Raw genomic sequence first — 21,793 nt, 5'->3', positions numbered from 1 at the left:
TTTTATATCTTCTAAGTTATTATAGTTTATCTACCTATTAATTCAGCGACTCGAAAGGCAGAGGTAATCGCTCCTTCGTGTAATCCATCTGAAAGATAAGCACCTGCGTAATAAGTATTATTTATTCCATTCGTTTTAATAATTTCTGGAACGTATTTGAGTGCTTCTACCGTATAAAAAGGAGTTTTATGTTCTTGGATATGAACAATTTTATCTTGATTAATTAACTCTTCTAAGTTAAAAGCAAGACTATATTTTTCAGAAGAGTTAATACCACACACCTGATTCAAGTAAGCATTATAACCCCAGGATTTTGTTGTTTCAAAAAAGTCAAATTCTGAAAATTCTTTAATTCCATAAGGTTCATAAATACTGGTATCTTTATGAGCCATATTTGTTGCTTTGTTTTCCTTCCAAGGAGAAAATCGTTTCATTTCCGCTTCACTGGGATCAGATAATAATTTTAATACTTGATCAGGAGGAGTAGCAAATACAACGCGATCAAATGCTTGATCAGTTCCATCATTAAAATAAAGGTTTACTGAGTTATCCAGTCTGGAAATTTTTACAATTTCTGTATTAACAAATATTTTCCCTTTTAACTTCTCTAAAATCTTTTCAATGTAAGAATAAACACCACCTTTTACCCTTACCCAGTCAACAAAAACATAATTTTTTAGAATCGGTATTCCTAACACTGCTGGAAATTGATCAATCAAATCAAAGGACATAGAATAACTATACATTAATAATAATTTTAACCAACAATTACGAATACATTGACGCTCTAAATAATAAGCAATAGAATGATCATAAAATTCTTGTCGGTTACTAAACTTAAGTTTTGCCCACAATCCAGCAGAACGAGCATATAATGTATCTAATCTCAAATGTTCTAGCCATCTTTTCCAGCCTTGAAAATTCTTTTTAATCATTCCCCCTGATAAAAAATAATGACCATCTCTTAAAAATAATCCTGAACCTGTGTATATCGGTTCTAATTCCACTTCTAATTCTTCCATTAAACTAAGAAAATTGTGAAATACGGTAGGAAATTCTAAAACACCACAGTCTAAGATTAAATTACAATTAGAGCGATTAGGTTTAACATTTTTATTTAAGGTAATAATATTACCCCCTAAATAGGATTTCTTCTCAAAAACCGTTACAGAATGACCTCGTTTTTCCAGTAAATAAGCTGTTACCATTCCACTTGCACCACCACCAATAATAGCAAATCTCATAGTATTCATCTCCTTTTTATAATAACTAAACAATAAATCAACCTGTTTATTCAACGATTTTGTTTATCTAGACTTTTTGATAAGATTGAATCTTCTGATAATTTCTGATATAAAGTTGCTCCAGTCCAAAAAGTAGGTGCAAACCCAGGATATCCAGAAGAAGCATTACAAAAATAGAAGTTTTTGAGGGAGCTTTCAGAACTCAGGCGACCAATTGTCATCTGTTTTGGGGTTAAACTAGAACCATAAGAATTACCCATTGGACACCAACAAAATCTTTCATTTGTGGTGGGACTTCCTGTCATTTTCAACACCAGATGTTCTCGAAAATTAGGAACATATTTTTCTTCTACTATATCGAGCATAATATCTAAAATTTCTTCTTTTTTCCGATAATATTCCTTCTTATCTGTTTCTCTGAGTTCTTTAAAATAGTTATAATTAGCCACTGTTAAAAATTCAACAATTTGACAATCTTCCGGACAGTCTCTTTCTTCATTAGTTAATAGGGTTGGGGTAGTAATAGCAAAACTCAATTGAGAAAAATCATTATCTTCATACATTTGCTTAAATGCTGTATTTAAGTCCTTTTGTTCACTATGAAACGTATTCCATTCTCCAAAACCGTAGTCTCTTAAATCGATATCTTTGACCACACAATAAGCAACATAATTAGACGGGGAATATTCATAATTTAATTTTTGTTGAACTGACCAAGAAAATTTATCAAATCCGATCATTTTAGCTGCTTTTTTGGGATCGATATTACAAATAATTGTCTTCCCTACAAATTCTTTGGTTTCATGGGTATTTCGATTAATCGCCTTAACCCCCTCAACCGTTTTATTACTCACAATAAAGTCAATTACTTCTTGTTCATATAAAATTTCTCCGTTATTTTTTTTGATAACTTCTACCAAAGAATCAATAACAAATTCAAAATGTTTATTGGGATAATAGGCCCCTCTTTGATAAGCAGTAAATAGAATCACCCACGCATAAAATGATAGTTGTTTTGGTGGTAATAAAAAATCAGGCCACTGCAATGCTAATAAAGTTTGTGCTTCTTTCGGTAAATCAAACTTATCAAAAACATCTTGTAAGGTACTACTGACATATTTTGCGGTTGTAAAAACATCGCCAAAATTCTTTAAAATTTGTCCAATAATTAAAGGTTGAGTCAAATACTTTAATCCTTGACTAACTGTATTAACCTCAGTAATAAAACCAGCAATATTATCTTTTTTTTCAGGAAATAAGTTCGATAATCGTTCAATCAAAACTTGAGAATTTGAAGGAATATCGACAGCATAACCTGGCATTCTCATGTGATCGAATCCATCAGGATTATACTGCTTAAAAGTAACTTTTTGATCTAAATCAAGTTGTTGAAGAACACGGTTAACTGTTTCTCCTTCTCCACAGTCCCAAACATAGTGAAGTTGTGCATTAAAAGTATACTTATTCCCTATAGTAAAACTATGGCCAAACCCACCAGGATGTTCGTGGGCTTCTAATATTTGAACTCGCTTTCCTGCTTTGGCCATCAATGAAGCAAACACTAATGCAGATATTCCACTACCTACGATTAAATAATCTATATCCATCTTTTTCTTGGGGTTAAACAACAAAAAATGCTCTAAACCTATTTTCAGGGTATCTCAAACTTCTTGAAATCGTTTTTAGAGCCAAAAAATAATTTTGCTCAATAATGCGCTCTGACTGGATTTCTGCTAGTTATGAAAATATGTAACGAAATCTGGCTTTCTTAAGTCTTAGTAAATAGTAAAAGACAAAAAAGCAGGATAAAAACCTTATGTCAAAAATCTTAAAAATAGAAGTAGTTGAGCCAACCGAAACTTTAAAAAAGAAAATAAAAAAAGTGACATCAAGAATCCAGTGAAGTTTATTTTCAATGCTTCAAACACTGCCAATATAGTGATGGCTAATCTATCTTTAGAGTAGATGTTTTTGGATTTTTTGGACTCTTGAATCTTCTATTTCTTCGACATAGCCTAATAAATTATTTTTGGAGTTTAATCAAATTTCGAGCTTATCTCAAGCTCAGGTTAACTTTGTCTGAGGTTACGAAAGGAAATTCGGAGTAATAATTTACTCCGAACTCCTAACTCACTTTTCTAAGACCTCTTACTGGCTAAACAAGCTAAGGCAACACAACAAAAGGCATTAAACCCTAGAAAAGCCCTAGAAACGTCTAGAGAGGGCATTGCCCACACTGCAGGGGACATAATAGCATGAACCGTTAAACAGCCTGCTACCCCCAAACTGGTACCGATCGCAAACCATTTCCAGCTACGATGACCTAACAAAATGGCAATTAAGACAAAGGGAACTAACACGCTGGCTAAAAAGGGATTTAAAGAAGCGGTTCCTTGAACAGAATTGGCTAATTCTGGGATAGAACTCCCCATGACTCGAAACGGCCATTGCGGTAAGTCAAAGATATAGATCCCTTGTAAGAAAAATAAACCAGAACTCCCTAACAATAAACCCCAGTTAAAAGGACTGGTGAAACTGAAAGGGAAATAGTTGCGTAATAAAAAGGCTAAGAGATACGATCCCAACACCATTAACAGTTTTGGCAACAACGCAACCATACCGCCATCTATCCAAAAACGGGGGTTTAAGTAGCCACTATCCCGTAACCACCTGAAAAAGTCTCTAAAGGTAATTTGCCCTTTTAACGCCAGTTTAACTGCTTCTCCAGCGTCTAATTGACCAGCACCATAATAGTTAAAAGTATCGTCTTCAACTTTACGGGAAGATTGGGTTAAAACCGCCAAAATTTCGTCAGGTTTTTTGATACCAGACGCTTTAACTAAAGCAGCAACGCCGGCTACATGAGGGGCAGCCATGCTGGTTCCCTGGAACCCAGAAAACACAGCTTCTCCTGTGGTGGGATCGATGGTTTCTTGGAGAATTTTACCGCTTTCGCTACCGCCAGGGGCAGAAATGTCAACCCCTGCGCCATAGTTAGAATAGCCAGCTTTTTTCCCAGTTGCATCAAGGGCTGAAACACTAATAACTTTGGGATATCTAGCAGGGTAAGAGGCTGCATTTTGATTACTGTTGCCGGCTGCAGCAATAATGACAACACCCTTATCATAGGCGTAGTCAATGGCATCTTTCATTACCTGACTTTCTCCGCCTCCCCCTAAACTCATGTTGATAATATCAGCCCCGTTATCAGCAGCGAAACGAATGGCATCAGCAATATCGGAAACACTTCCCCCTCCCTGGCCTGAAAGCACTTTTAAGGGCATAATTTTGGCTTGATATGCAATACCAGCAACGCCATAATTATTGTTGGTAGATTGGGCAATGGTTCCGGCAACGTGGGTTCCGTGGCCATTATCATCAGAGGCATCATTGCGATCGTTTACGAAGTCATACCCTGCCACAAACTCCGTCTGGCGTAAGTCGGGAACTCGACTGACTCCTGTATCGATAACCGCTACAGTAATGCCTTCTCCTTTGGTTTCTTCCCAGGCCCTTTCTACATGGATATTGTGCAAATTCCATTGTTTACTATAGTCAGGATCATTGGGACTTTCTAGGGCATTATAAATATAGTTGGGTTCGATGTAATCGACGTATTTTTTTAAGGGAGAGTGTTTCAGGTTGTCGATAAATTGTTTATCCCCTGAAACGGTGTAAATATGTTCGTCGATCGCATATATACTATTAAGACTCAAGGTTTTATCATAGTTAGTGGCGATCGCTTCTATTTGTTCACTTAGGGTTGTGGTCGAAACATCCTCACGAAAATTAACAATAATTGATTCATAAGTTCCTTGGGTAGCAAGTCCTTTAAAATTCATCAAAGCTACCCATAAACCCACTATAAATAAAATCAGAAATAATAGTTTTTTCATGGTTATGGCTTTTCTTTGTATTGAACTACCGACTTAGTTGATCTATCGGTTGTCATCTATTCTGCTTTATGTTAGCTCATTAATTGCCTTATCAGTAAACTCAAGTTAATATTTCTATTACCTTGTGCCTATATTCGATTTATGGATTCTTTTCTGCTATTTGTAGCGATCGCAGACGATTAATGGCTGCTGCTAACTCAAAGCGACGAAATAAGACAAAATCTCCTTGAGGAAAGTGACTTAAAATATCTAAACCTTTACTATTAATATCTTCTATCACTCGATCTAAAATATCGGGTAAGGTTGTTTGACGGTTCATGTAATTATTTTTAGCATAAATAATAGCAGCAGAAATTGCTTGTAACTGTCCCTGTTCGATTAATTGTTCAACGGCAGTTAAGTCAATTTCTTCCGTGCCAAAAACCACTTGATCCACGTCTCGTACTTTCACTTTAACGTCTCGTTTTCCGCGACTGGGATCAATACTTTGACCTAACGGTATTCTCGGCGTTATCTTGCCAAACTGTTCACCCCCTTCTCTCCTCCGTTCATTGGGATTTTCTTGAGCAATTTTTTTAGCTTTTTCGGTTACATCGTGGGGTTGAAAAGTATCCATAGCAATGACGTGATCCGCGACATCAAAATAGTCTCCACTTCCTCCCATTACTAATAGAGTTGATACACCATAATCAAGATATAATTGTTTAATTTTGTCGATAAATGGGGTAATGGGTTCTTTATTTTTTACAATTAATTGTTGCATTCTGCGATCGCGGATCATAAAGTTTGTGGCGGCTGTATCTTCATCTACCAATAAAACTTTAGTACCTGCTTCTAATGCTTCGATAATATTGGCTGCTTGAGAGGTACTTCCACTGGCATTTTTAGTGGTAAAGTGATCAGTTGATCGGTGTTGTGGCAATTGATTAATAAAGGGAGAAATATTAACTCCGACAATACTTCTACCATCTTCTGCCCTAATTTTTACTGCGGAGGGATCACTGATTACAAATTCTCTACCATCCCCAGGAATATGATTATAAATCCCTAATTCTATCGCTTTTAATAAAGTTGATTTTCCATGATAACCACCTCCTACAATTAAAGTGATGCCTTGGGGAATACCTAACCCTTTGAGCATACCTTTATTGGGAGTATTTAATGAAATTTCTAAAGATTTTGGAGATTGAAACGGGATAGGATTTTTATCTAAAGGACGAGAGTCAACACCACTTTTACGAGGCAAAATCGAACCATTAGCAATAAAAGCAATTAAGTTATTTTTGGGTAATTTTTCTCGTATACAGTCTGCATCTTCAGCCGTTTCAACTTGTTTCTGAATTTTCTGACTATTTAGAGATTGATAAAGTAAACTTGTGTCTACTATATTTGGAATATCCTCACATAATAGTTGTGCTGCCTGATGACCTAAAATTGTTCTTCCCTTAGCAGGAAGTCCTACAGAAAAACGAATTTCTAGATCATTTTTATGAATCGTTGCAGCAGTTCTTTTAATAATTTCTTGTCCAATTTTAATAATACTAATTTTTCCACTTTTTCCTGTTCCTCTCTGGCGACTCAGTTGTGAACAAGCTTGACTAAATTGCCGAATCAAATAGTCTTCTAAAGCAATTTTTCTACTTTTATTTTTATACAGATCAACAGAAAATTTAGCAATCGTATGGGAAATTTTTATGATTAATTTACTAGGAGATGCAAAGGGGTCACTTTGAATATGTTCAAAAATCAACCTAAATTTAGGAAATTCATAGGTTCCTTTAATCTCTTTATAAGCTTTATAACCCCGTCTATCTAGAGAAACAAGTTTATTATATAAGTCTTGATCATTCATACTACTAATAAATATCTTGTACCTTCAATTAAATTAGCTAGTTCAGAAAGGGAATAGGGAATAGTAAATTTAACTTTCACCCTACACCCTACACCCTACACCCCCATTTCCTTTATCTAACTCCCAAAAACTTATGAATTTGTAAACTCATACGCCATTGAGGATTACTTAGAATATAATCAAAAATTAAAGATTTACTTTCGGGAGAATTCCATTCAGGTTGTAAATATTTAATGGTTTGCGATGGCACTTTTTTTTCTTGTTTTTCTGCCCAATTTAAGTCCGCTTCATTAGCAATAATAACCTTTAATTCGTTAACCTGGGAATAAACAGTTTCATGGGGAACTTTAAACGGTTTAGGAGACAAGGTTATCCAATCAAACTCACCAGTTAAAGGATAGGCCCCAGAGGTTTCTAAATGAACCCTTAACCCTAGCTGTTTTAACCCCTTAGTTAAGGGGAATAAATCATGTATTAGGGGTTCTCCTCCTGTAATCACTACCATAGCAGGGTTAGCTGCTTTAGCTGCATCGGTTAAAGTTTTGATAGACTGCTGAGGATATAGGTTGCTATTCCATGACTCTTTTTGGTCACACCAGGGACAATGAACGTCACATCCAGCCAAGCGAATGAAAAAAGCACTCATCCCTGTCCAAGTTCCTTCTCCTTGTAAGGAGTGAAACCTTTCTACAATAGGATAAGTCTTTAATTGAGGTGCGATCGCTTTCATGCCAACTGACGCTAAACTATTCATAACTTATTATTAACACTTCTAACAATTGTAACGGCTTTTTTTGTTGTGTTATGAGACATCTTTATTTTCAACTATTATCAACGCTTCCCTTGGTTATCATAGGTTTAATAGGTTGTGAGTCGATTGAACCTATTCCGATCAAAAACAGTCCCCTTTCTGAGATTCCCTCTTCTAATTCTAACGCTCCTTCTAGTTTAACCGATCCGGCCTTTCTTGAAGCCCTTGAAGAAGCAACTCACCGAGAAATTAATCGATATCGTTTATCTAAAAATTTATCCCCATTAAAACTGAATTCTCAAATTACCCAACAAGCAAGAATTCATAGTGAAAGGATGGCTTCTGGTATTATTCCTATTAGTCATGATAAGTTAGAAGAACGACTAAAAATTATTAGTTATAGTACCCCCCATGAAAAGGGAGTGGAAAATTTAGCTACCCATCAAGATAATTTTGATCCTGTTGAAGCTACCATTAAACAGTGGTTAAATCATCCCCAAAATCTTAAAAACATTGAAGGAAAATACGACGAAACTGGTATAGGGGTAGCACAAAATAATAGGGGAGAATACTATTTCACACAAATTTTCATAAAAGATAAGCCTTCTAATATTACTCATTCTCCAGAAATCACTAATAGTTTAGAACCCTGGAAAAATTCTGATCTCTTGTTAGAAAAAGCAAGTCAAGATGGTCAGTTCTTAATTGCTTTAGAACAAGAAATAAATCGTCGGGTTAATCAATATCGTTTATCGAAAAATTTACCCCCATTAACAATGAATGCAGAAATTAGTTATGTTGCAAGAGAACATAGTCAAGATATGGCTAGTAAACAAGCGACGTTTAGTCATGATGGGTTTGATAATAGGGCTAAATCTGTAGGAAAAACCATTCCCTATCAATCCTTTGCTGAAAATTTAGCTTATATAAAAGGGTATCCTGACTTAGCTGATGTAGCAGTTAAAGGATGGATTAATAGTCCTGGCCATCGTAAAAATATGGAAGGCAATTTTAATTTAACTGGGATAGGAATTGCAAAAAATTCTGAGGGAGAATACTATTTTACTCAGTTATTTTTATTACAACGGTAAATTTAATTGTCTAATTCATAAGATCATTATCTGTATAATCAAAAAAAGTGTTACTGTAACTAGGTATTTTAGCTTAACTTAGCTATATTTAGTCATAATTATCTCTACTTTTAGATAGATTTAGTTTCTCACTACTTTTAATTAATCTAAACATCATAATTAAAAAAGATGTCACGAATAAACGGTAACTCTAAATGATCCGTGTGGCGTTCTCTGTTTTTTATGCAATATACAATACCAACCGATAAAGATCATGAATTTGAATTCCGCTCATATTCATCTACTACTCAATCACTTTCCCATTGTTGGTGCTATTTTTGGTCTTTTATTATTAATTTATAGCATATTTAAAACCAGTGATGACCTAAAACAAGCGAGTTACTGGACATTTATTATTGTTGCTTTACTTACGATTCCCACCTATATTTATGGAGAGCAAGCTGCTGATATTGTACTCAATGTACCTAACGTTACTGAAGCTTATGTCCACAAACATGAAGAGTTAGCAGAGGTGTCTTTAATTACGCTTGAAATCCTAGGAACCCTCAGTATAGTCGGTTTGTTTTTTTCCAGTAGGACAAAAAAGACTGTAAACTGGTTGACGATGATTATTCTTGCGATCGCAATTATTGGGACAGTTTTAGTGTCTTGGACAGGACTTCAGGGTGGAATTATTCGCCACACAGAAGTAAGAGGAGATATACTGATACTGACACCTGACCATTCAGACACTGAAGAACAAAATAATCATTCCCATGAATAGAAAACCCGAAAGACAACGATTGATATAATTTATCTTACCTACTAGCGTCAGGATAAATTAATTTAATATGAGTCAAACGATTGATAAAGTAAAAGAAGCCTTATCGAACTTAGAAATTATTACCGATCCGAATCAAATTACCAAACTATCTCTAGATTATTATCATTTTAGTCCAATTCTACAACAGCAACTGCAAGATAAACGGGGAGATATCGTTATTCGTCCCACCACAGAAGAAGAAATCGTACAAGTCGCCCAAACTTGCGTTAAATATAAAGTACCCCTAACTGTCAGAGGTGCCGGAACAGGGAATTATGGTCAATGTATTCCCTTAGAAGGGGGTGTCATCCTCGACATGACCAAAATGAATCAAATTCTTTGGTTAGAACAAGGGGTTGCTTGTGTAGAACCTGGGGTGAAAATGGCCGCTTTTGATAAACTCGCTAGACAAACCGGGTGGGAGTTGCGGATGGCCCCTTCTACCTACCGTAGCGCAACCATTGGGGGGTTTATTGGGGGTGGTAGTGTAGGGATGGGATCAATTACCTATGGACAACTACGCGATCGCGGTAATCTTCAAGCTTTACGGGTGATTACCCTAGAAGATGAACCCTGTCTGATTGAGTTACGAGGGGACGAAGTACAAAAAGTTAATCATGCTTATGGCACTAATGGCATTATTACACAATTAGAAATCCCCTTAGCTCCGACTTATCCTTGGGCCGAAATTATTGTTATTTTTGATGATTTTATGCAAGCTGCAAGGTTTGGTCAAGGGTTAGGAGAAAGTGATGGTATTGTTAAAAAATTAATCACCGTTCACGCTGCACCGATTTGTCGCTATTTACATCAATTAAAAGACTATTTACCTGAGAATAAACACGCTGCTATAGTAATGGTTTCAGAATACGATTTAGAAGCATTTCGGGATTTGGTTTATGAATATAATGGGGAAATAAGTTATTTTAAAACCGCAGAAGAAGCCAGTCACCGAACCAGTTTATTAGAATACACTTGGAATCATACCACGCTTCATGCTCGTAGTGTTGATCCGACGATTACTTACTTACAAACTTTTTACTTTACCTTAGATAAGGTAGAACATTTCTATGAGCATTTTGGGGATGAAGTAATGATTCATTTAGAGTTTATCAAGTTTCAGGGTAAAGTAATTCCTGCCGGGTTACAGTTGTTTCATTTTACAACAGAAGAAAGAGTCAATGAAATCATCCGTTATCACGAAGAAAATGGTGCTGGCATTGCTAATCCTCACACCTATCTATTAGAAGGAGGCGGACGAAAAACCATTGATTCTCCACAGTTAAATTTCAAAAAAGAAGTTGATCCTTATGGTTTAATGAATCCTGGTAAAATGAAAATTAATAATTAGAAATTAACAAAAAAACTCTAAGTTTAGAAAGGAATAGGGAACAGGCAAGAGTGAGAATTTTATCTTCAGAAATCAAGTGAATTGTTTGTCATGTTTCCTTTCACGAAGCAAATTAAAGTCGTTTAATGAGGAATATAAATGATGACAATGTTTGGGTTTTTGGGGGGTACTATTATGGCTGTTGAGTCTGGTTATAAAGTTTGGCCCCATCCTAACTCGGAGAAAATTTATAATCGATTGAGTGATGCAAAATGGTTTTTAGCAGTAAGATGGTGTGATAATCTTCTAACCCCTGCTGCTATTATCAATAATATGGGAGAACTCACTTTTATCAATCAATTCGTTTTGAAAATGGGAGAAGAAAAGTTTATTCCTCAGCAATATCGATTAGATATTTTTGCTAAATGTTTGCCTTTATTACCTAATGAAATCGTTACTTATGAGTTAAACAATTCAGAGAAAATTTTAGAAATACGAGGATTAGAAATAGATTCTCGCTACGGCAAAGTTGCCTTAGTTACAACAATTTCAGTCGATCATTAAAATAGCGATCAGTCTTCAGCACTCAGCAATCAGTATTATAAGAAAATAGCTGATAGCTTCTTAAAAATTAAGAAATAGTTAGGGTGTGTGATGACCACCCTCTTGAATTGTCATAATAAGTCTTATTTTAATCCCAATGAAGTAATAGTTTTCAGATTTTTCAAAAAACTCTATTTTAGAAAATTAGCAACACGGTTATGCCTTTAGAAAACGCCAATGCTTTAGAAGAAATTAAACGACTTAAGGCTGAAATGGAACGTTCTGTAATCGGTCAAGATTACGTTGTGGAAAGGCTCTTAATTTCCCTAGTTGCTAACGGTAATGTACTCCTAGAAGGATTACCCGGTTTAGCAAAAACTCGCTCTGTAAAAAGCCTTGCCAAAACCCTAGAAGTCGGTTTAAGTCGGATTCAATTTACACCAGACTTACTTCCTTCTGATGTCACAGGGACAGAAATTTATCAAAACACATCCGAAGGAGGAAAATTTCAGTTTCAACCCGGGCCAATTTTTAATAATTTAGTTTTAGCCGATGAAATTAACCGAGCGCCGGCTAAAGTACAGTCAGCTTTACTAGAAGCAATGGAAGAAAGACAGGTAACTGTCGCTGGTACAACTTACGAACTTCCCAAACTGTTTATGGTTTTAGCCACGCAAAACCCCATTGAACAAGAAGGAACTTACCCCTTGCCTGAAGCACAAATGGATCGGTTTTTGATGAAAATTTACATCGATTATCCCGACCAAGAATCAGAAAAAAAAGTCGTTCGTTTGGTGAGAGGGGAAGAAAAACAAACAGTAGTACCCCCAGGAGAAAAGATAACTGTATCTCAACAATGTATTTTTCAAGCTCGTCAAGAAGTCCAGGAGGTTCATGTTTCAGAAGTCATTGAAACTTATATTACCGATTTAATTTTTGCGACTCGCTACCCCGAAAAATATGACTCTCAACTGGCAAGCTGGATTCGCATTGGTGCAAGTCCTAGAGGTTCTATTAGCCTTGATAAAGCCTCTCGTGTCTATGCTTGGATGCAAAGCAGGAACTATGTGACTCCTGATGATGTACAAGCTATTATCAAAGATGTGCTAAGACACCGCATTGCCTTAAGTTACGAAGCAGAAGCCGATCGCATTTCGAGCGATCGCGTTATTGAAGAAATGCTCAAGTTAGTAGCAGTGGCGTAAAATCATGACAACTGGTGTAACCATTGACCTCAAAGCATTAGCGCGTCTACGGTATCAAGCGAAAGGCTTTAGTTTTTTGCCCCGTCAGCCTATCAATAGTTTACTCGCAGGTCGTCATAATTCTCGGTTGCGAGGACGAGGATTGAATTTTGAGGAACTTCGTCGCTATCAACCAGGAGACGATATTCGTACCATTGACTGGAAAGTAACCGCTCGCACCGGGAAAACCTATACGAGAGTATATACCGAAGAACGCGATCGCCCTACTTTACTGATCGTTGATCAGCGAGTATGCATGTTTTTTGGCTCCCAAAAAGCGATGAAATCAGTCACCGCAGCAGAAGTAGCAGCCCTTACAGCTTGGCGAGTTGTTGATGCTGGAGATCGCGTTGGGGCAATTGTTTTTAATGATTCCAAGATCGAACAAATTCGACCCTATCGAAGTCGCGATCGCGTGATGCAAATTCTCAAAACCATTGCCATCCAAAATCAAGCCTTACGTCTGAATCGAGAGATGACTTCCAATGCAACCATGCTGAATCAGGCTCTGACCTATGGAGTGCGATCGGCTACCCATGATTACTTAATTTGCCTCATTAGTGACCTGAGAGGAGCCGATGAAACCAGTAAGGAACTGATGACGCGACTGGCTCGACACAATGATGTCATTGTTGTGTTTGTCTATGATCCCTTAGAAAAAGAACTGCCATCTGCTGGACGTTTAACCGTTAGCGATGGAGAACAACAATTAATTATTAATAGTAGTAATTCTAAATTGCGACAACAATATCAGAGTAATTTTCAACAAAGATTAAACATAGGAAAAGAAATTCTCTTAAAACAAAAAGTCCCTTTATTAGAAATTAATACCGATGAAGATGCGGCGATTCAATTAATCAGATTATTAGGAGGTAGCAGATGAAAGCAACTGAAACCCTAAAAGATCCTAATTTTGGCAGCTATATGCTCAACGGGTTTAGAGAGATTTCCTTACCAGAACCTCCCCGTTATTTTCCCCAGACAATTGGCTGGACAATACTGGCAAAAATTATATTCATTCTTGTTATTATTTGGGTCATTAAATTTTATCAATATTGGCAAAAAAACCGTTACCGTCGAGCAGCATTGAAGCGTCTTCGGCAATTAGAGAAAGCTCTGCAAACACCAGAAACTAAAGTTAATGCCTTAAAAGAACTGCCTATCCTTTTGAAACAAACGGCTTTAGCTGTTTATCCTCGGCAACAAGTTGCGTCATTAACTGGTCAAGCATGGCTTACTTTTTTAGAAAGTACCTATTCAGGAAACTTGCTCACCCCAGAACAAGGAAAAATACTCACTCAATTAGCTTATCAATCTAATCAGATGATAAGTCAGCTATCGTCTGAAACTGTAATTGATTTGTTTGATTTTGCTCGTCATTGGCTCGCTAAACATCAAGAAACCTCAACCTAATGTCTAACAATTAAGTAATACCAAATTCGCTTTTAAAAGACTGTTACTAAAGAAAAAATAAAACCCGATTTTGTAGGGTGGACAAGATTTTTAGAAATAGGGTTAACTGCTATCGAAATTTTTAACAAGCAACCGATTAGAATATAAGTTAAGAGAATTAGGAATTGATATTAATGATCTTTATATGAGTTAAAACATAACCTGTTAGTTCTTGTTTGCTCATTTTACTAATATGATATAATAAAAATGGTCATTTTATACTTAAGAAAGGGAATTGAGTGAGTATGTCAAGTTCTAAAAATATTTCCTTCATAGAAGCTCAAGGAAAGCTTTTAACTCTTATGGAAGAAGTTAATAAATCCCATAAACCTGTAACAATTACTGGTAAAAATAGTAACGCTGTTTTAGTCAGTGAAGAAGATTGGAAATCCCTTCAAGAAACCCTTTACTTAAAATCAATTCCAGGTATGTGGGAATCCATTGAAGAAGGAATAAATGAACCCATTGAGGATTGTTCAGACTCTCTTCCTTGGTAATAAATTTATGGCTTGGCAATTAAAATATTCTAAACAAGCACAAAAAGATTCTCTCAAAATAGGTTCAACTGGACTAAAAAGAAAAGTATCAAAAATTCTAGAACTATTAGAGGAAAATCCGTATCAATCTCCACCAAGTTTCGAGAAACTTAAAGGGACATCAGCACCTGTTTTCTCTCGTCGGATTAATATTCAACATCGCTTAGTTTATCAAGTTTTTGATGATGAAAAGATTGTCAAAGTTTTGCGGATGTGGACACATTATGGAGAATGATAAATGTAGGGAAAATTCATGAATCCTTTCCACAGATTAACGATTATCCCTTGTTTTGTAGAGAGGTTTCATGAAACCTCTCTACAGTGGTGTCAAAAACAGTTATTAAGCTTATTTTTTCTTAGCTAACTTGCGCTTAAATGCACCACCAAAAGCAAGAGCAGTTCCTGCACCTAAAATAAAATAGTTAAAGGTTCGGGGATAGGTTGAATACCAGGTTGAATACCGATACTAAATACCCCTGGAAACAATGAACAAAAATGTGTTATCCTAAATTCAATAAGTATGATAAGCATATTTGAGTTAAATATTCTCCATTCAACGCCATCTATCAAAATTCCTATTAAGCGAAAACGATGCAAATTATTTCTAAAAATAAGGAAATCCCATTAAGATTATGGACTGTTGAAGACTATCATCGTATGGTTGAAGTAGGACTATTACAACCTGATGAAGCGGTAGAATTAGTTGCTGGTCAAATCATACAAAAAATGAGTCCTCAAGGAACACCTCATGCGACAACCATTAGAATTGTTAGTCGTTTGTTAGAAAAAAGGTTAGGAGAAAAAGCATTAGTTCAAACCCAATTACCCATTCAACTGAATAATTTTTCTGAACCTGAACCTGATATTGCCATAATTGTAGCAGATGAATTGCTCTATTTAGATCATCATCCTTTCCCCTCAGAAGTGTATTTAATTATTGAAATAGCTGACAGTACCTTAAAAAGGGATTGTCAAATAAAAGCTATAGATTATGGAAGTTCTGGCATTAAGGATTATTGGGTTTTAGATATTAATAATCGTTGTTTGCACCTTTTTAGAAATGGGACAGAGCAAGGTTATGAAAAGGAGACAATTCTTCAAGAAAATGAAACCGTGTCTCTCTTAGCTTTTCCTGATCTTAAAATCGAGGTAGGTGAAATGTTACCACCGAATCCCCAAAACTATTAAAGTATCTTATGCTTGCAAAATGGGGGAATACATCACAATTTTTGTTCAAATGATTGAATTTGCCAGACCCTACTTGTTTGTATTAATGCCCTTGCCTTTATTGGTGTGGTGGTTGAGTCCTCCTTATACCACACCCCAAGAAGGTCTTCAAGTCCCTTTTTTTCAAGATATCGTCAAACTAACAGGGAAAACCCCAAATCGAGGGGCGACGGTACTCCAGCCTAACTGGTTACAAAAACTGCTCGTTCCTATCTGTTGGTTATTAGTGGTCATCGCCATAGCCCAACCTCAATGGTTAGGCGAACCCATCACTCAAGTTCAATCAGCTAGAGATTTAATGTTGCTGGTCGATTTATCCCAGTCGATGGAAGCTAAGGATTTTCAAGACCAACAAGGTAATAAAATTGATCGTCTTGAAGCGGTTAAATTAGTGGTGGATGATTTTATCGAACGACGAGAAGGAGATAGAATCGGTTTAATTCTTTTTGGCACTAAAGCTTATCTGCAAGTTCCCTTTACCCAAGACTTAGAAACCGCCAGATTTCTGCTGGATGAGGCTCAAATTGGCATGGCAGGCGCACAGACCATGTTAGGAGATGCCATTGGCCTAGCCATTCAAACCTTTGAGGACAGCAAAACCGAGAATCGAGTCTTAATTTTACTCACGGACGGTAATGATACAGGGAGTCAGGTTCCTCCCGATCAGGCTGCTAAATTTGCTGCTCAAAGAAATATTGTCATTTATACTATTGCCATTGGGAACCCAGAAACCGAGGGAACTGAAAAGATTGATGAAGAGACATTACAATTAATAGCAGATCAGACTGGTGGTCAGTTTTTTCGAGGAAGCGATCGCCAAGGACTGATTCAAATTTATGATATTCTCGATCAACTAGAACCCCAAGAGTTTAATAGTCGGTCTTATCAACCGAGACGAGATTTATTTTATGTTCCTGTGGCTCTATTTTTACTGATTGCTTTAAGCTATCATCTGGTCATGTCAGTGAAGAGTTTAAAATCACAAGAAAAGTTTTAAATAGACATTTTTTGCTAACTAGAGACTATGATTAGTTAAACCGAACTCAGGTTATATTAGTAAAAAACTATAGCACTAGGGTTTATGGTGAGATGAACTGTGTTTCTGTGGCCAAAGCAGCATATCTTTTAGGGATTTCCCGTCAACGAGTACAACAATTACTTTACGCCCAGAGAATTGAAGGGGCGTTTAAAGAAGGACGACGCTGGCAAATTCCTTTGTATAACGGCAAAATGCCCAAAATTATTCCAGGGAAGCGAGGTCCAAAAGGAACTTGGCGTAAACGTCCTCAAGAAGCAACAACTTATATTCATGTGAATCAACAACTGATTCGCGATAATCTTAAAAAAACGGAGAAAGAGCCTGTGATTTGTATAAAACAAGGCAGTAAAGTTAAGTATTGCCATCAAGTTAACATTTTAGACGGTTTATGCCAAATTATTTATGATCCTTATAATCCCAAACCCTGTGGCGCAACAGTTTGGGTGGAAATTGATCCAACTATTATGCAAGTGATCGCTTCATCTAATCCCTTAGTCACTCACGCTTTTGGCTGAATTAAGACATTTTAGCGACTACTCAGCCCAATCTACAAGATCGGCGATCGCACTTAAACGTCTTCAATTGAAGCACGGTTAATGCCGTAAATCTGCCGTTTTGATTTTTTAGCAATCACCTGGTTGTATACACGCACTTCCTCTGTAGTGAGAAGCTTCGTGGTGGAAGAACGACAAGGGGCATCAAAGTCAAATAGAACCCCTAAACTCGGAGATACTGGATAGTAGAGTTCAAGTTCCTGTGGAGATACGCCCGGCTCAAGATTAATTGCTTTCATGTTCACCATTGGTTGGTCGCCAGTAATGAAAGGAATAGAATTGGCACGGAGAAAAGTTACGCGCAGAGTCTTTCTACCAAGCCAAAGTGACCGACCGACGTTGCATGAGAAGATTGTGCGCATTAAACCGAAGGATGCCTCAGCATTGAAATCCGGTATTTTCTTAAGGACGCTCGTCATGCTCTCCAACATTGTCGGTGTACGAAAGTATTGTGAAGCTAGAAACCAAGTGTGAAAGATAGATTTTTCTGCATCGGTAAGCAAATTAGGATCTTCGTTACGAAGTGATTCAAGAAAAGGAATTGCCCGCTGTTCGAGTCCAGCCAGCATATCTTCCTCTAGATTATTGATATATTCATCCAGGACATCTTTGAACTCAGGAGATCCAGTTTCCTGATATTTGCGTTTGAGCTTGAATAAGAATGTGAAGTGAGGAATCCACCCCTCAGCGATCTCGCGTAGGTCTGATGCTAGTGGTTCTATTGCCAACTTTTTGACAACTAAAAGGTCAAACTCAGACATCTCGCGAAGGCGATAGAAATCCCTTTCATTGGCGACGTTTTGTGTGCTGGTTGAAAATACATTTTTACCAAGACGGTGGCACCATAAATTTCCATTGGATGCCCATGCTTCTAGATAATGTCTCCATACATAGTGTTGACGACGTTTCTTCATAGTCCTGTTTTGGGCAAGAGGTCTTTTCAAGAATCCATTGTTACCAATTTAGCAAGTGAAAAGGGGAACCTAGCTGCAGTAAGGCGTGGACGATCAAACCATTTATCATACCAACTCCTTTTGAATAATCACCGATTATAGAATACAAAACGGAAACTTTCGATCTAAGATACCCTATAATTACACTACCCAGAAACGCTTTAAATATTGCCCTCTCGACAAACCTAATAACTATATCTGCCAATTAGGGTCAAATGTCTAAGTCCATCATGATTATAGAATAAATTATGATTGAACTCTCCCAGTTTCACTTTATTTATCCCCTGTGGCTGCTGGCTTTAATTCCTAGTCTTACACTATACTTTCTACTCCAACGGCAGCAAGAAGCCACTTCTCAATGGCGTAACCTAATTTCAGCGAATCTTTTACCTTATTTAATCGATAAAAAGGGAGAAAAAGAGAGAGTACGCCCCTATAGACTGCTTTTGGCCGGATTTATTCTAGCGACTCTTGCTTTAGCTGGGCCGACTTGGCAACGAGAACCTTCCCCTTTTGCTGAAGATGAAGCACCACTGGCGATCGCTTTAGACCTTTCTCCTTCGATGACGGTGACTGATATTCAACCGTCACGCTTAGAACGGGGAAAGCAAAAAATTCGGGATCTCTTGGCGTTACGCAGCACGGGATCAACTGCTTTAGTCGCTTATTCCGGTAGCGGCCATTTAGTCATGCCTTTAACGGAGGATTCTCGCATTATAGAAACCTATTTAACGGTTCTTTCCCCCAATCTGATGCCAATACCTGGGAATGCTCCTAATCAGGCTTTAAAGGTTGCTGACACAGCCTTATCAAAAACCACTGTACCAGGTAGTATTTTATTTATTACTGATGGGATTGGAGTTGACCAAACTCAAGCATTTATTGAATATTCCCAGCAAAGTGAGAATGATATTGTGGTTTTAGGCATAGGAACCTTAGAAGGCGGTAATATTGCTGATGCTAATAATACAACTTCAACCTATAGCCGTCTTGATCGCCAAGGGTTGGAAAAGTTGAGTCGTCAAGCAGGGGTTTATGTAACCTATGTCAGCTTAGATAATAGCGATGTCGAGCAAATCTATCAACATATTCAGAAACACCTAACCGACATAGAAAAGTCAGATAGCGATCGCTGGCGTAATGAAGGTTATTGGTTAGTCTACCCCTTAGCCGGATTGTTATTATTATGGTTTCGTCGTGGGTGGACAATTCAATGGTTGGCGGTGTTTTTGGTCGGTTTTCTCCTGTGGGAATCTCCTGTTTTAGCTGATCCCTATGGGAATCAGGGCATTTATTTAGCTGAGCAACCGTCTTCTTTCGTTAACCTCTGGCTTACCCGTGATCAACAAGGTCGTTGGTTATTTGAACGGGGTAATTATGCAGACGCAGCCGAAAGATTTGATAATCCTTTTTGGAAAGGAATTGCTTATTATATTAATAAGGATTTTGAGCAAGCAACTCAGCAATTTTCTGAGATTAAACCGAAAACACCAGAAATCTATTTCAATTTGGGTAATGCTTATGCTCAACAAGAAGATTATAAAAATGCTCTGAAAAACTACGATCGCGCTTTAGGAATGCGTTCAGACTATGCTGATGCTCAAAATAATCGCGATCTCGTTCAAAAATTATTAGAAAAAGAAGAGGAATTAGCCAAACAACGTCCCGAAGAACAATCAGGAGATTTAAAAGCTGACAAAATAGTCGAAGACGATACGCCTCCCTCAGACGACGATCAAGATAATGATCATCCTCGACCCAATTTAGATGGTATCGGTAATACTGCGATCGCTGATTTATGGCTGCAAAATGTGCAAACAACTCCGGCTGATTTTTTAAAACAAAAGTTTCAATATCAACTCGAAACTAAAGATCAATGAAACAGATAATCGAAAAAAGATGGTTAAGTAGACTCAAAAAAGCCTTAATTTTACTGCTTATTTCCTTTATATGCAGTGGAATTTTAACGTCTAATGCTCTAGCTGATGATCATCCTGATGTATTTTTACGTACCAGTTTAGAACCCAAAAATCCCATCGTTGGACAACAAGTTACCGTTAATGTTGATGTTTTTGTTAACAGTTGGTTTGCTAAAGCACCCCAATTTTCAGACATTCAAATTGACGATACTATTGCTTTTCTGCCTCCCAATGCTACGTTAAATCTGACTAAACGCATCAAAAATCAAACTTATGCAGGTCAGCGTCACAGCTATTTCCTGTTTCCTCAACTGCCAGGCCGTTATTATCTTCCTACTATTTCGGTGAAAATCATTCCAGGGGGAGGCACAGGAGAAGCCATCACTTTGTCTACCCAAGAGACTAGCTTTATGGCTCAATTACCCTCAAAACTAGCCTCTGAGTCTTCAGACCCCATTATCGCTACATCCAATCTGGAGGTCAAGACAGAGGTTAACATAAATGGGAATTCAGAATTAAAGTCATTGCAAGTCGGTGATACCATTGAACGCATAGTGACGATCGCTGCTGTAGATACATTAGCAACATTTTTACCGTCTATTAATCCTGGCGATACATCCGGTTTAGCTGCTTATCCCGATCCACCTTTATTAACTAATCGTTTTGAAAGAGGTCAGTTAACAGCCATTAGAAGCGATCGCATCTCTTATATTGCCTCTGAACCAGGTCGATACCAATTACCTTCTTTATCCATTATCTGGTGGAATACTCAAACCCAATCTTTAGAAAAAACGGATATTTCTAAGGTTAAAATTCGAGTAAAAACACCTCTTAAACAATTATTTATACAAGGGTTGATTGGCCTCACTGGGGTTATATTTTTGTTGGGTATATTTTTTTACTATCGCCAAAAGTTACAACTTTTTTATCAAAATTATCAACAGAAAAGAAGTGAAGATGAACCAGTGATTTTTCAGCGTTTACGTCAAGCTACTTTAAATAATAATGCCCAAAAAACTTGGAGAGAATTGCTAAAATGGCTGAATTCTACAACTAAAGATTCTAAAACTCTTACTGTAAATGATTTTTTAAGTCAAGTCAAAGATCCTTCTTTAACTCAAGAAATCAAACAACTTGAAGCCCTTTTATTTGGAAAAAATAGTAATAAAGATAGCAATTTAAACTGGTCGGGAGCTAAGTTGGAAAAAAGTATTCATCGAGTTAGAAAACATTGGTTACATCTAGCATCTAAAACCAGTCAAATGTACTCAATAGACTTAGACATTTTACCGCCTCTTAATCCACACTTTTAGCTTATGTTTTAACAAGCTATCAGTTATCAGTCGTCAGCTATATTTTT

At 37.0% G+C, this 21,793-nt stretch carries 21 protein-coding genes; 14 read left to right on the top strand and 7 right to left on the bottom strand.

Translation table 11 applies throughout. The features are described 5' to 3' along the window. Nucleotides 1-26: 26 nt before the first annotated feature. From CY0110_RS06505 to CY0110_RS06485, 5 genes are all read right to left on the bottom strand, one after another. On the bottom strand, nt 27-1,244 hold the full coding sequence (locus CY0110_RS06505) for an FAD-dependent oxidoreductase (RefSeq protein ID WP_008274544.1): 1,218 nt from the start codon (nt 1,242-1,244) through the stop codon (nt 27-29). Nucleotides 1,245-1,294: 50 nt separating this feature from the next. Next, a complete protein-coding gene (locus tag CY0110_RS06500) occupies nt 1,295-2,851 on the bottom strand; it encodes a phytoene desaturase family protein (RefSeq protein ID WP_008274542.1) in 1,557 nt (518 codons plus the stop codon). 531 nt (nt 2,852-3,382) lie between these two features. Next, entirely contained in the window at nt 3,383-5,140 is a 1,758-nt protein-coding gene (locus CY0110_RS06495; protein ID WP_008274541.1) for a S8 family peptidase, read from the bottom strand. 139 nt (nt 5,141-5,279) lie between these two features. Beyond that, on the bottom strand, nt 5,280-6,992 hold the full coding sequence (locus CY0110_RS06490) for an ABC-ATPase domain-containing protein (RefSeq protein WP_008274540.1): 1,713 nt from the start codon (nt 6,990-6,992) through the stop codon (nt 5,280-5,282). 112 nt (nt 6,993-7,104) lie between these two features. Continuing rightward, the gene (locus CY0110_RS06485) at nt 7,105-7,746 is read right to left on the bottom strand and encodes a 7-carboxy-7-deazaguanine synthase QueE (RefSeq protein ID WP_008274539.1); all 642 of its coding nucleotides are present in this window, start codon (nt 7,744-7,746) and stop codon (nt 7,105-7,107) included. Nucleotides 7,747-7,796: 50 nt separating this feature from the next. Between CY0110_RS06485 and CY0110_RS06480 the strand changes: the two genes are divergently transcribed. From CY0110_RS06480 to CY0110_RS06440, 9 genes are all read left to right on the top strand, one after another. Continuing rightward, on the top strand, nt 7,797-8,834 hold the full coding sequence (locus CY0110_RS06480; protein ID WP_008274538.1) for a CAP domain-containing protein: 1,038 nt from the start codon (nt 7,797-7,799) through the stop codon (nt 8,832-8,834). A gap of 253 nt (nt 8,835-9,087) precedes the next feature. Further along, entirely contained in the window at nt 9,088-9,597 is a 510-nt protein-coding gene (locus CY0110_RS06475; protein ID WP_008274536.1) for a hypothetical protein, read from the top strand. 67 nt (nt 9,598-9,664) lie between these two features. Further along, complete coding sequence (locus tag CY0110_RS06470; protein WP_008274534.1) at nt 9,665-10,987, top strand: FAD-binding oxidoreductase; 1,323 nt, start codon at nt 9,665-9,667, stop codon at nt 10,985-10,987. 138 nt (nt 10,988-11,125) lie between these two features. Continuing rightward, on the top strand, nt 11,126-11,530 hold the full coding sequence (locus CY0110_RS06465; RefSeq protein WP_008274533.1) for a hypothetical protein: 405 nt from the start codon (nt 11,126-11,128) through the stop codon (nt 11,528-11,530). A gap of 197 nt (nt 11,531-11,727) precedes the next feature. Continuing rightward, entirely contained in the window at nt 11,728-12,714 is a 987-nt protein-coding gene (locus CY0110_RS06460; protein ID WP_008274532.1) for an AAA family ATPase, read from the top strand. Between the two features lie 4 nt (nt 12,715-12,718). Continuing rightward, a complete protein-coding gene (locus CY0110_RS06455; RefSeq protein WP_008274531.1) occupies nt 12,719-13,636 on the top strand; it encodes a DUF58 domain-containing protein in 918 nt (305 codons plus the stop codon). Continuing rightward, a complete protein-coding gene (locus CY0110_RS06450) occupies nt 13,633-14,166 on the top strand; it encodes a DUF4381 domain-containing protein (protein ID WP_008274530.1) in 534 nt (177 codons plus the stop codon). The genes CY0110_RS06455 and CY0110_RS06450 overlap by 4 nt, the downstream gene beginning before the upstream one ends. 284 nt (nt 14,167-14,450) lie before the next feature. Next, nucleotides 14,451-14,702: a type II toxin-antitoxin system Phd/YefM family antitoxin gene (locus tag CY0110_RS06445; protein WP_008274529.1), complete on the top strand. Its 252-nt coding sequence runs from the start codon at nt 14,451-14,453 to the stop codon at nt 14,700-14,702. A 7-nt stretch (nt 14,703-14,709) separates the two neighbouring features. Further along, nucleotides 14,710-14,976, top strand: a complete 267-nt coding sequence (locus CY0110_RS06440; protein ID WP_008274528.1) for a Txe/YoeB family addiction module toxin — start codon at nt 14,710-14,712, stop codon at nt 14,974-14,976. Between the two features lie 111 nt (nt 14,977-15,087). On the opposite strand, the gene CY0110_RS30805 is transcribed toward CY0110_RS06440, so the two are convergent. Then, the gene (locus tag CY0110_RS30805; protein ID WP_071943791.1) at nt 15,088-15,156 is read right to left on the bottom strand and encodes a PEP-CTERM sorting domain-containing protein; all 69 of its coding nucleotides are present in this window, start codon (nt 15,154-15,156) and stop codon (nt 15,088-15,090) included. 176 nt (nt 15,157-15,332) lie between these two features. On the opposite strand from CY0110_RS30805, the gene CY0110_RS06435 reads away from it, so the two are divergent. From CY0110_RS06435 to CY0110_RS06425, 3 genes are all read left to right on the top strand, one after another. Further along, complete coding sequence (locus tag CY0110_RS06435) at nt 15,333-15,929, top strand: Uma2 family endonuclease (protein WP_008274527.1); 597 nt, start codon at nt 15,333-15,335, stop codon at nt 15,927-15,929. Nucleotides 15,930-15,978: 49 nt separating this feature from the next. After that, nucleotides 15,979-16,965, top strand: a complete 987-nt coding sequence (locus CY0110_RS06430; RefSeq protein ID WP_008274526.1) for a vWA domain-containing protein — start codon at nt 15,979-15,981, stop codon at nt 16,963-16,965. 92 nt (nt 16,966-17,057) lie between these two features. Continuing rightward, the gene (locus CY0110_RS06425; protein WP_008274525.1) at nt 17,058-17,522 is read left to right on the top strand and encodes a transcriptional regulator; all 465 of its coding nucleotides are present in this window, start codon (nt 17,058-17,060) and stop codon (nt 17,520-17,522) included. A gap of 53 nt (nt 17,523-17,575) precedes the next feature. Here the strand turns inward: CY0110_RS06425 and CY0110_RS06420 are convergent, their stop codons facing one another. Beyond that, nucleotides 17,576-18,475: a DUF4238 domain-containing protein gene (locus CY0110_RS06420; RefSeq protein WP_008274524.1), complete on the bottom strand. Its 900-nt coding sequence runs from the start codon at nt 18,473-18,475 to the stop codon at nt 17,576-17,578. Nucleotides 18,476-18,762: 287 nt separating this feature from the next. On the opposite strand from CY0110_RS06420, the gene CY0110_RS06415 reads away from it, so the two are divergent. Continuing rightward, on the top strand, nt 18,763-20,394 hold the full coding sequence (locus CY0110_RS06415) for a vWA domain-containing protein (protein WP_008274523.1): 1,632 nt from the start codon (nt 18,763-18,765) through the stop codon (nt 20,392-20,394). Further along, entirely contained in the window at nt 20,391-21,746 is a 1,356-nt protein-coding gene (locus tag CY0110_RS06410) for a BatD family protein (protein WP_008274522.1), read from the top strand. The genes CY0110_RS06415 and CY0110_RS06410 overlap by 4 nt, the downstream gene beginning before the upstream one ends. Nucleotides 21,747-21,793: the final 47 nt, after the last annotated feature.

This window comes from Crocosphaera chwakensis CCY0110, assembly GCF_000169335.1.
Taxonomy (GTDB): Bacteria; Cyanobacteriota; Cyanobacteriia; order Cyanobacteriales; family Microcystaceae; genus Crocosphaera; species Crocosphaera chwakensis.
The sequence above is the reverse complement of the archived record's forward strand: the minus strand, read 5'-3'. Positions and strand labels throughout refer to the sequence as shown.

Coding starts and splice junctions, on each gene's coding strand:
- CY0110_RS06440 (WP_008274528.1), top strand. CDS start 14,710: ATGGCTTGGCAATTAAAATATTCTAAACAAGCACAAAAAGATTCTCTC.
- CY0110_RS06445 (WP_008274529.1), top strand. CDS start 14,451: ATGTCAAGTTCTAAAAATATTTCCTTCATAGAAGCTCAAGGAAAGCTT.
- CY0110_RS06415 (WP_008274523.1), top strand. CDS start 18,763: ATGATTGAACTCTCCCAGTTTCACTTTATTTATCCCCTGTGGCTGCTG.
- CY0110_RS06475 (WP_008274536.1), top strand. CDS start 9,088: ATGAATTTGAATTCCGCTCATATTCATCTACTACTCAATCACTTTCCC.
- CY0110_RS06495 (WP_008274541.1), bottom strand. CDS start 5,140: ATGAAAAAACTATTATTTCTGATTTTATTTATAGTGGGTTTATGGGTA.
- CY0110_RS06500 (WP_008274542.1), bottom strand. CDS start 2,851: ATGGATATAGATTATTTAATCGTAGGTAGTGGAATATCTGCATTAGTG.
- CY0110_RS06435 (WP_008274527.1), top strand. CDS start 15,333: ATGCAAATTATTTCTAAAAATAAGGAAATCCCATTAAGATTATGGACT.
- CY0110_RS06485 (WP_008274539.1), bottom strand. CDS start 7,746: ATGAATAGTTTAGCGTCAGTTGGCATGAAAGCGATCGCACCTCAATTA.
- CY0110_RS06465 (WP_008274533.1), top strand. CDS start 11,126: ATGATGACAATGTTTGGGTTTTTGGGGGGTACTATTATGGCTGTTGAG.
- CY0110_RS06450 (WP_008274530.1), top strand. CDS start 13,633: ATGAAAGCAACTGAAACCCTAAAAGATCCTAATTTTGGCAGCTATATG.
- CY0110_RS06470 (WP_008274534.1), top strand. CDS start 9,665: ATGAGTCAAACGATTGATAAAGTAAAAGAAGCCTTATCGAACTTAGAA.
- CY0110_RS06425 (WP_008274525.1), top strand. CDS start 17,058: ATGAACTGTGTTTCTGTGGCCAAAGCAGCATATCTTTTAGGGATTTCC.
- CY0110_RS06455 (WP_008274531.1), top strand. CDS start 12,719: ATGACAACTGGTGTAACCATTGACCTCAAAGCATTAGCGCGTCTACGG.
- CY0110_RS06480 (WP_008274538.1), top strand. CDS start 7,797: ATGAGACATCTTTATTTTCAACTATTATCAACGCTTCCCTTGGTTATC.
- CY0110_RS06490 (WP_008274540.1), bottom strand. CDS start 6,992: ATGAATGATCAAGACTTATATAATAAACTTGTTTCTCTAGATAGACGG.
- CY0110_RS06430 (WP_008274526.1), top strand. CDS start 15,979: ATGATTGAATTTGCCAGACCCTACTTGTTTGTATTAATGCCCTTGCCT.
- CY0110_RS06460 (WP_008274532.1), top strand. CDS start 11,728: ATGCCTTTAGAAAACGCCAATGCTTTAGAAGAAATTAAACGACTTAAG.
- CY0110_RS06505 (WP_008274544.1), bottom strand. CDS start 1,244: ATGAGATTTGCTATTATTGGTGGTGGTGCAAGTGGAATGGTAACAGCT.
- CY0110_RS06420 (WP_008274524.1), bottom strand. CDS start 18,475: ATGAAGAAACGTCGTCAACACTATGTATGGAGACATTATCTAGAAGCA.
- CY0110_RS06410 (WP_008274522.1), top strand. CDS start 20,391: ATGAAACAGATAATCGAAAAAAGATGGTTAAGTAGACTCAAAAAAGCC.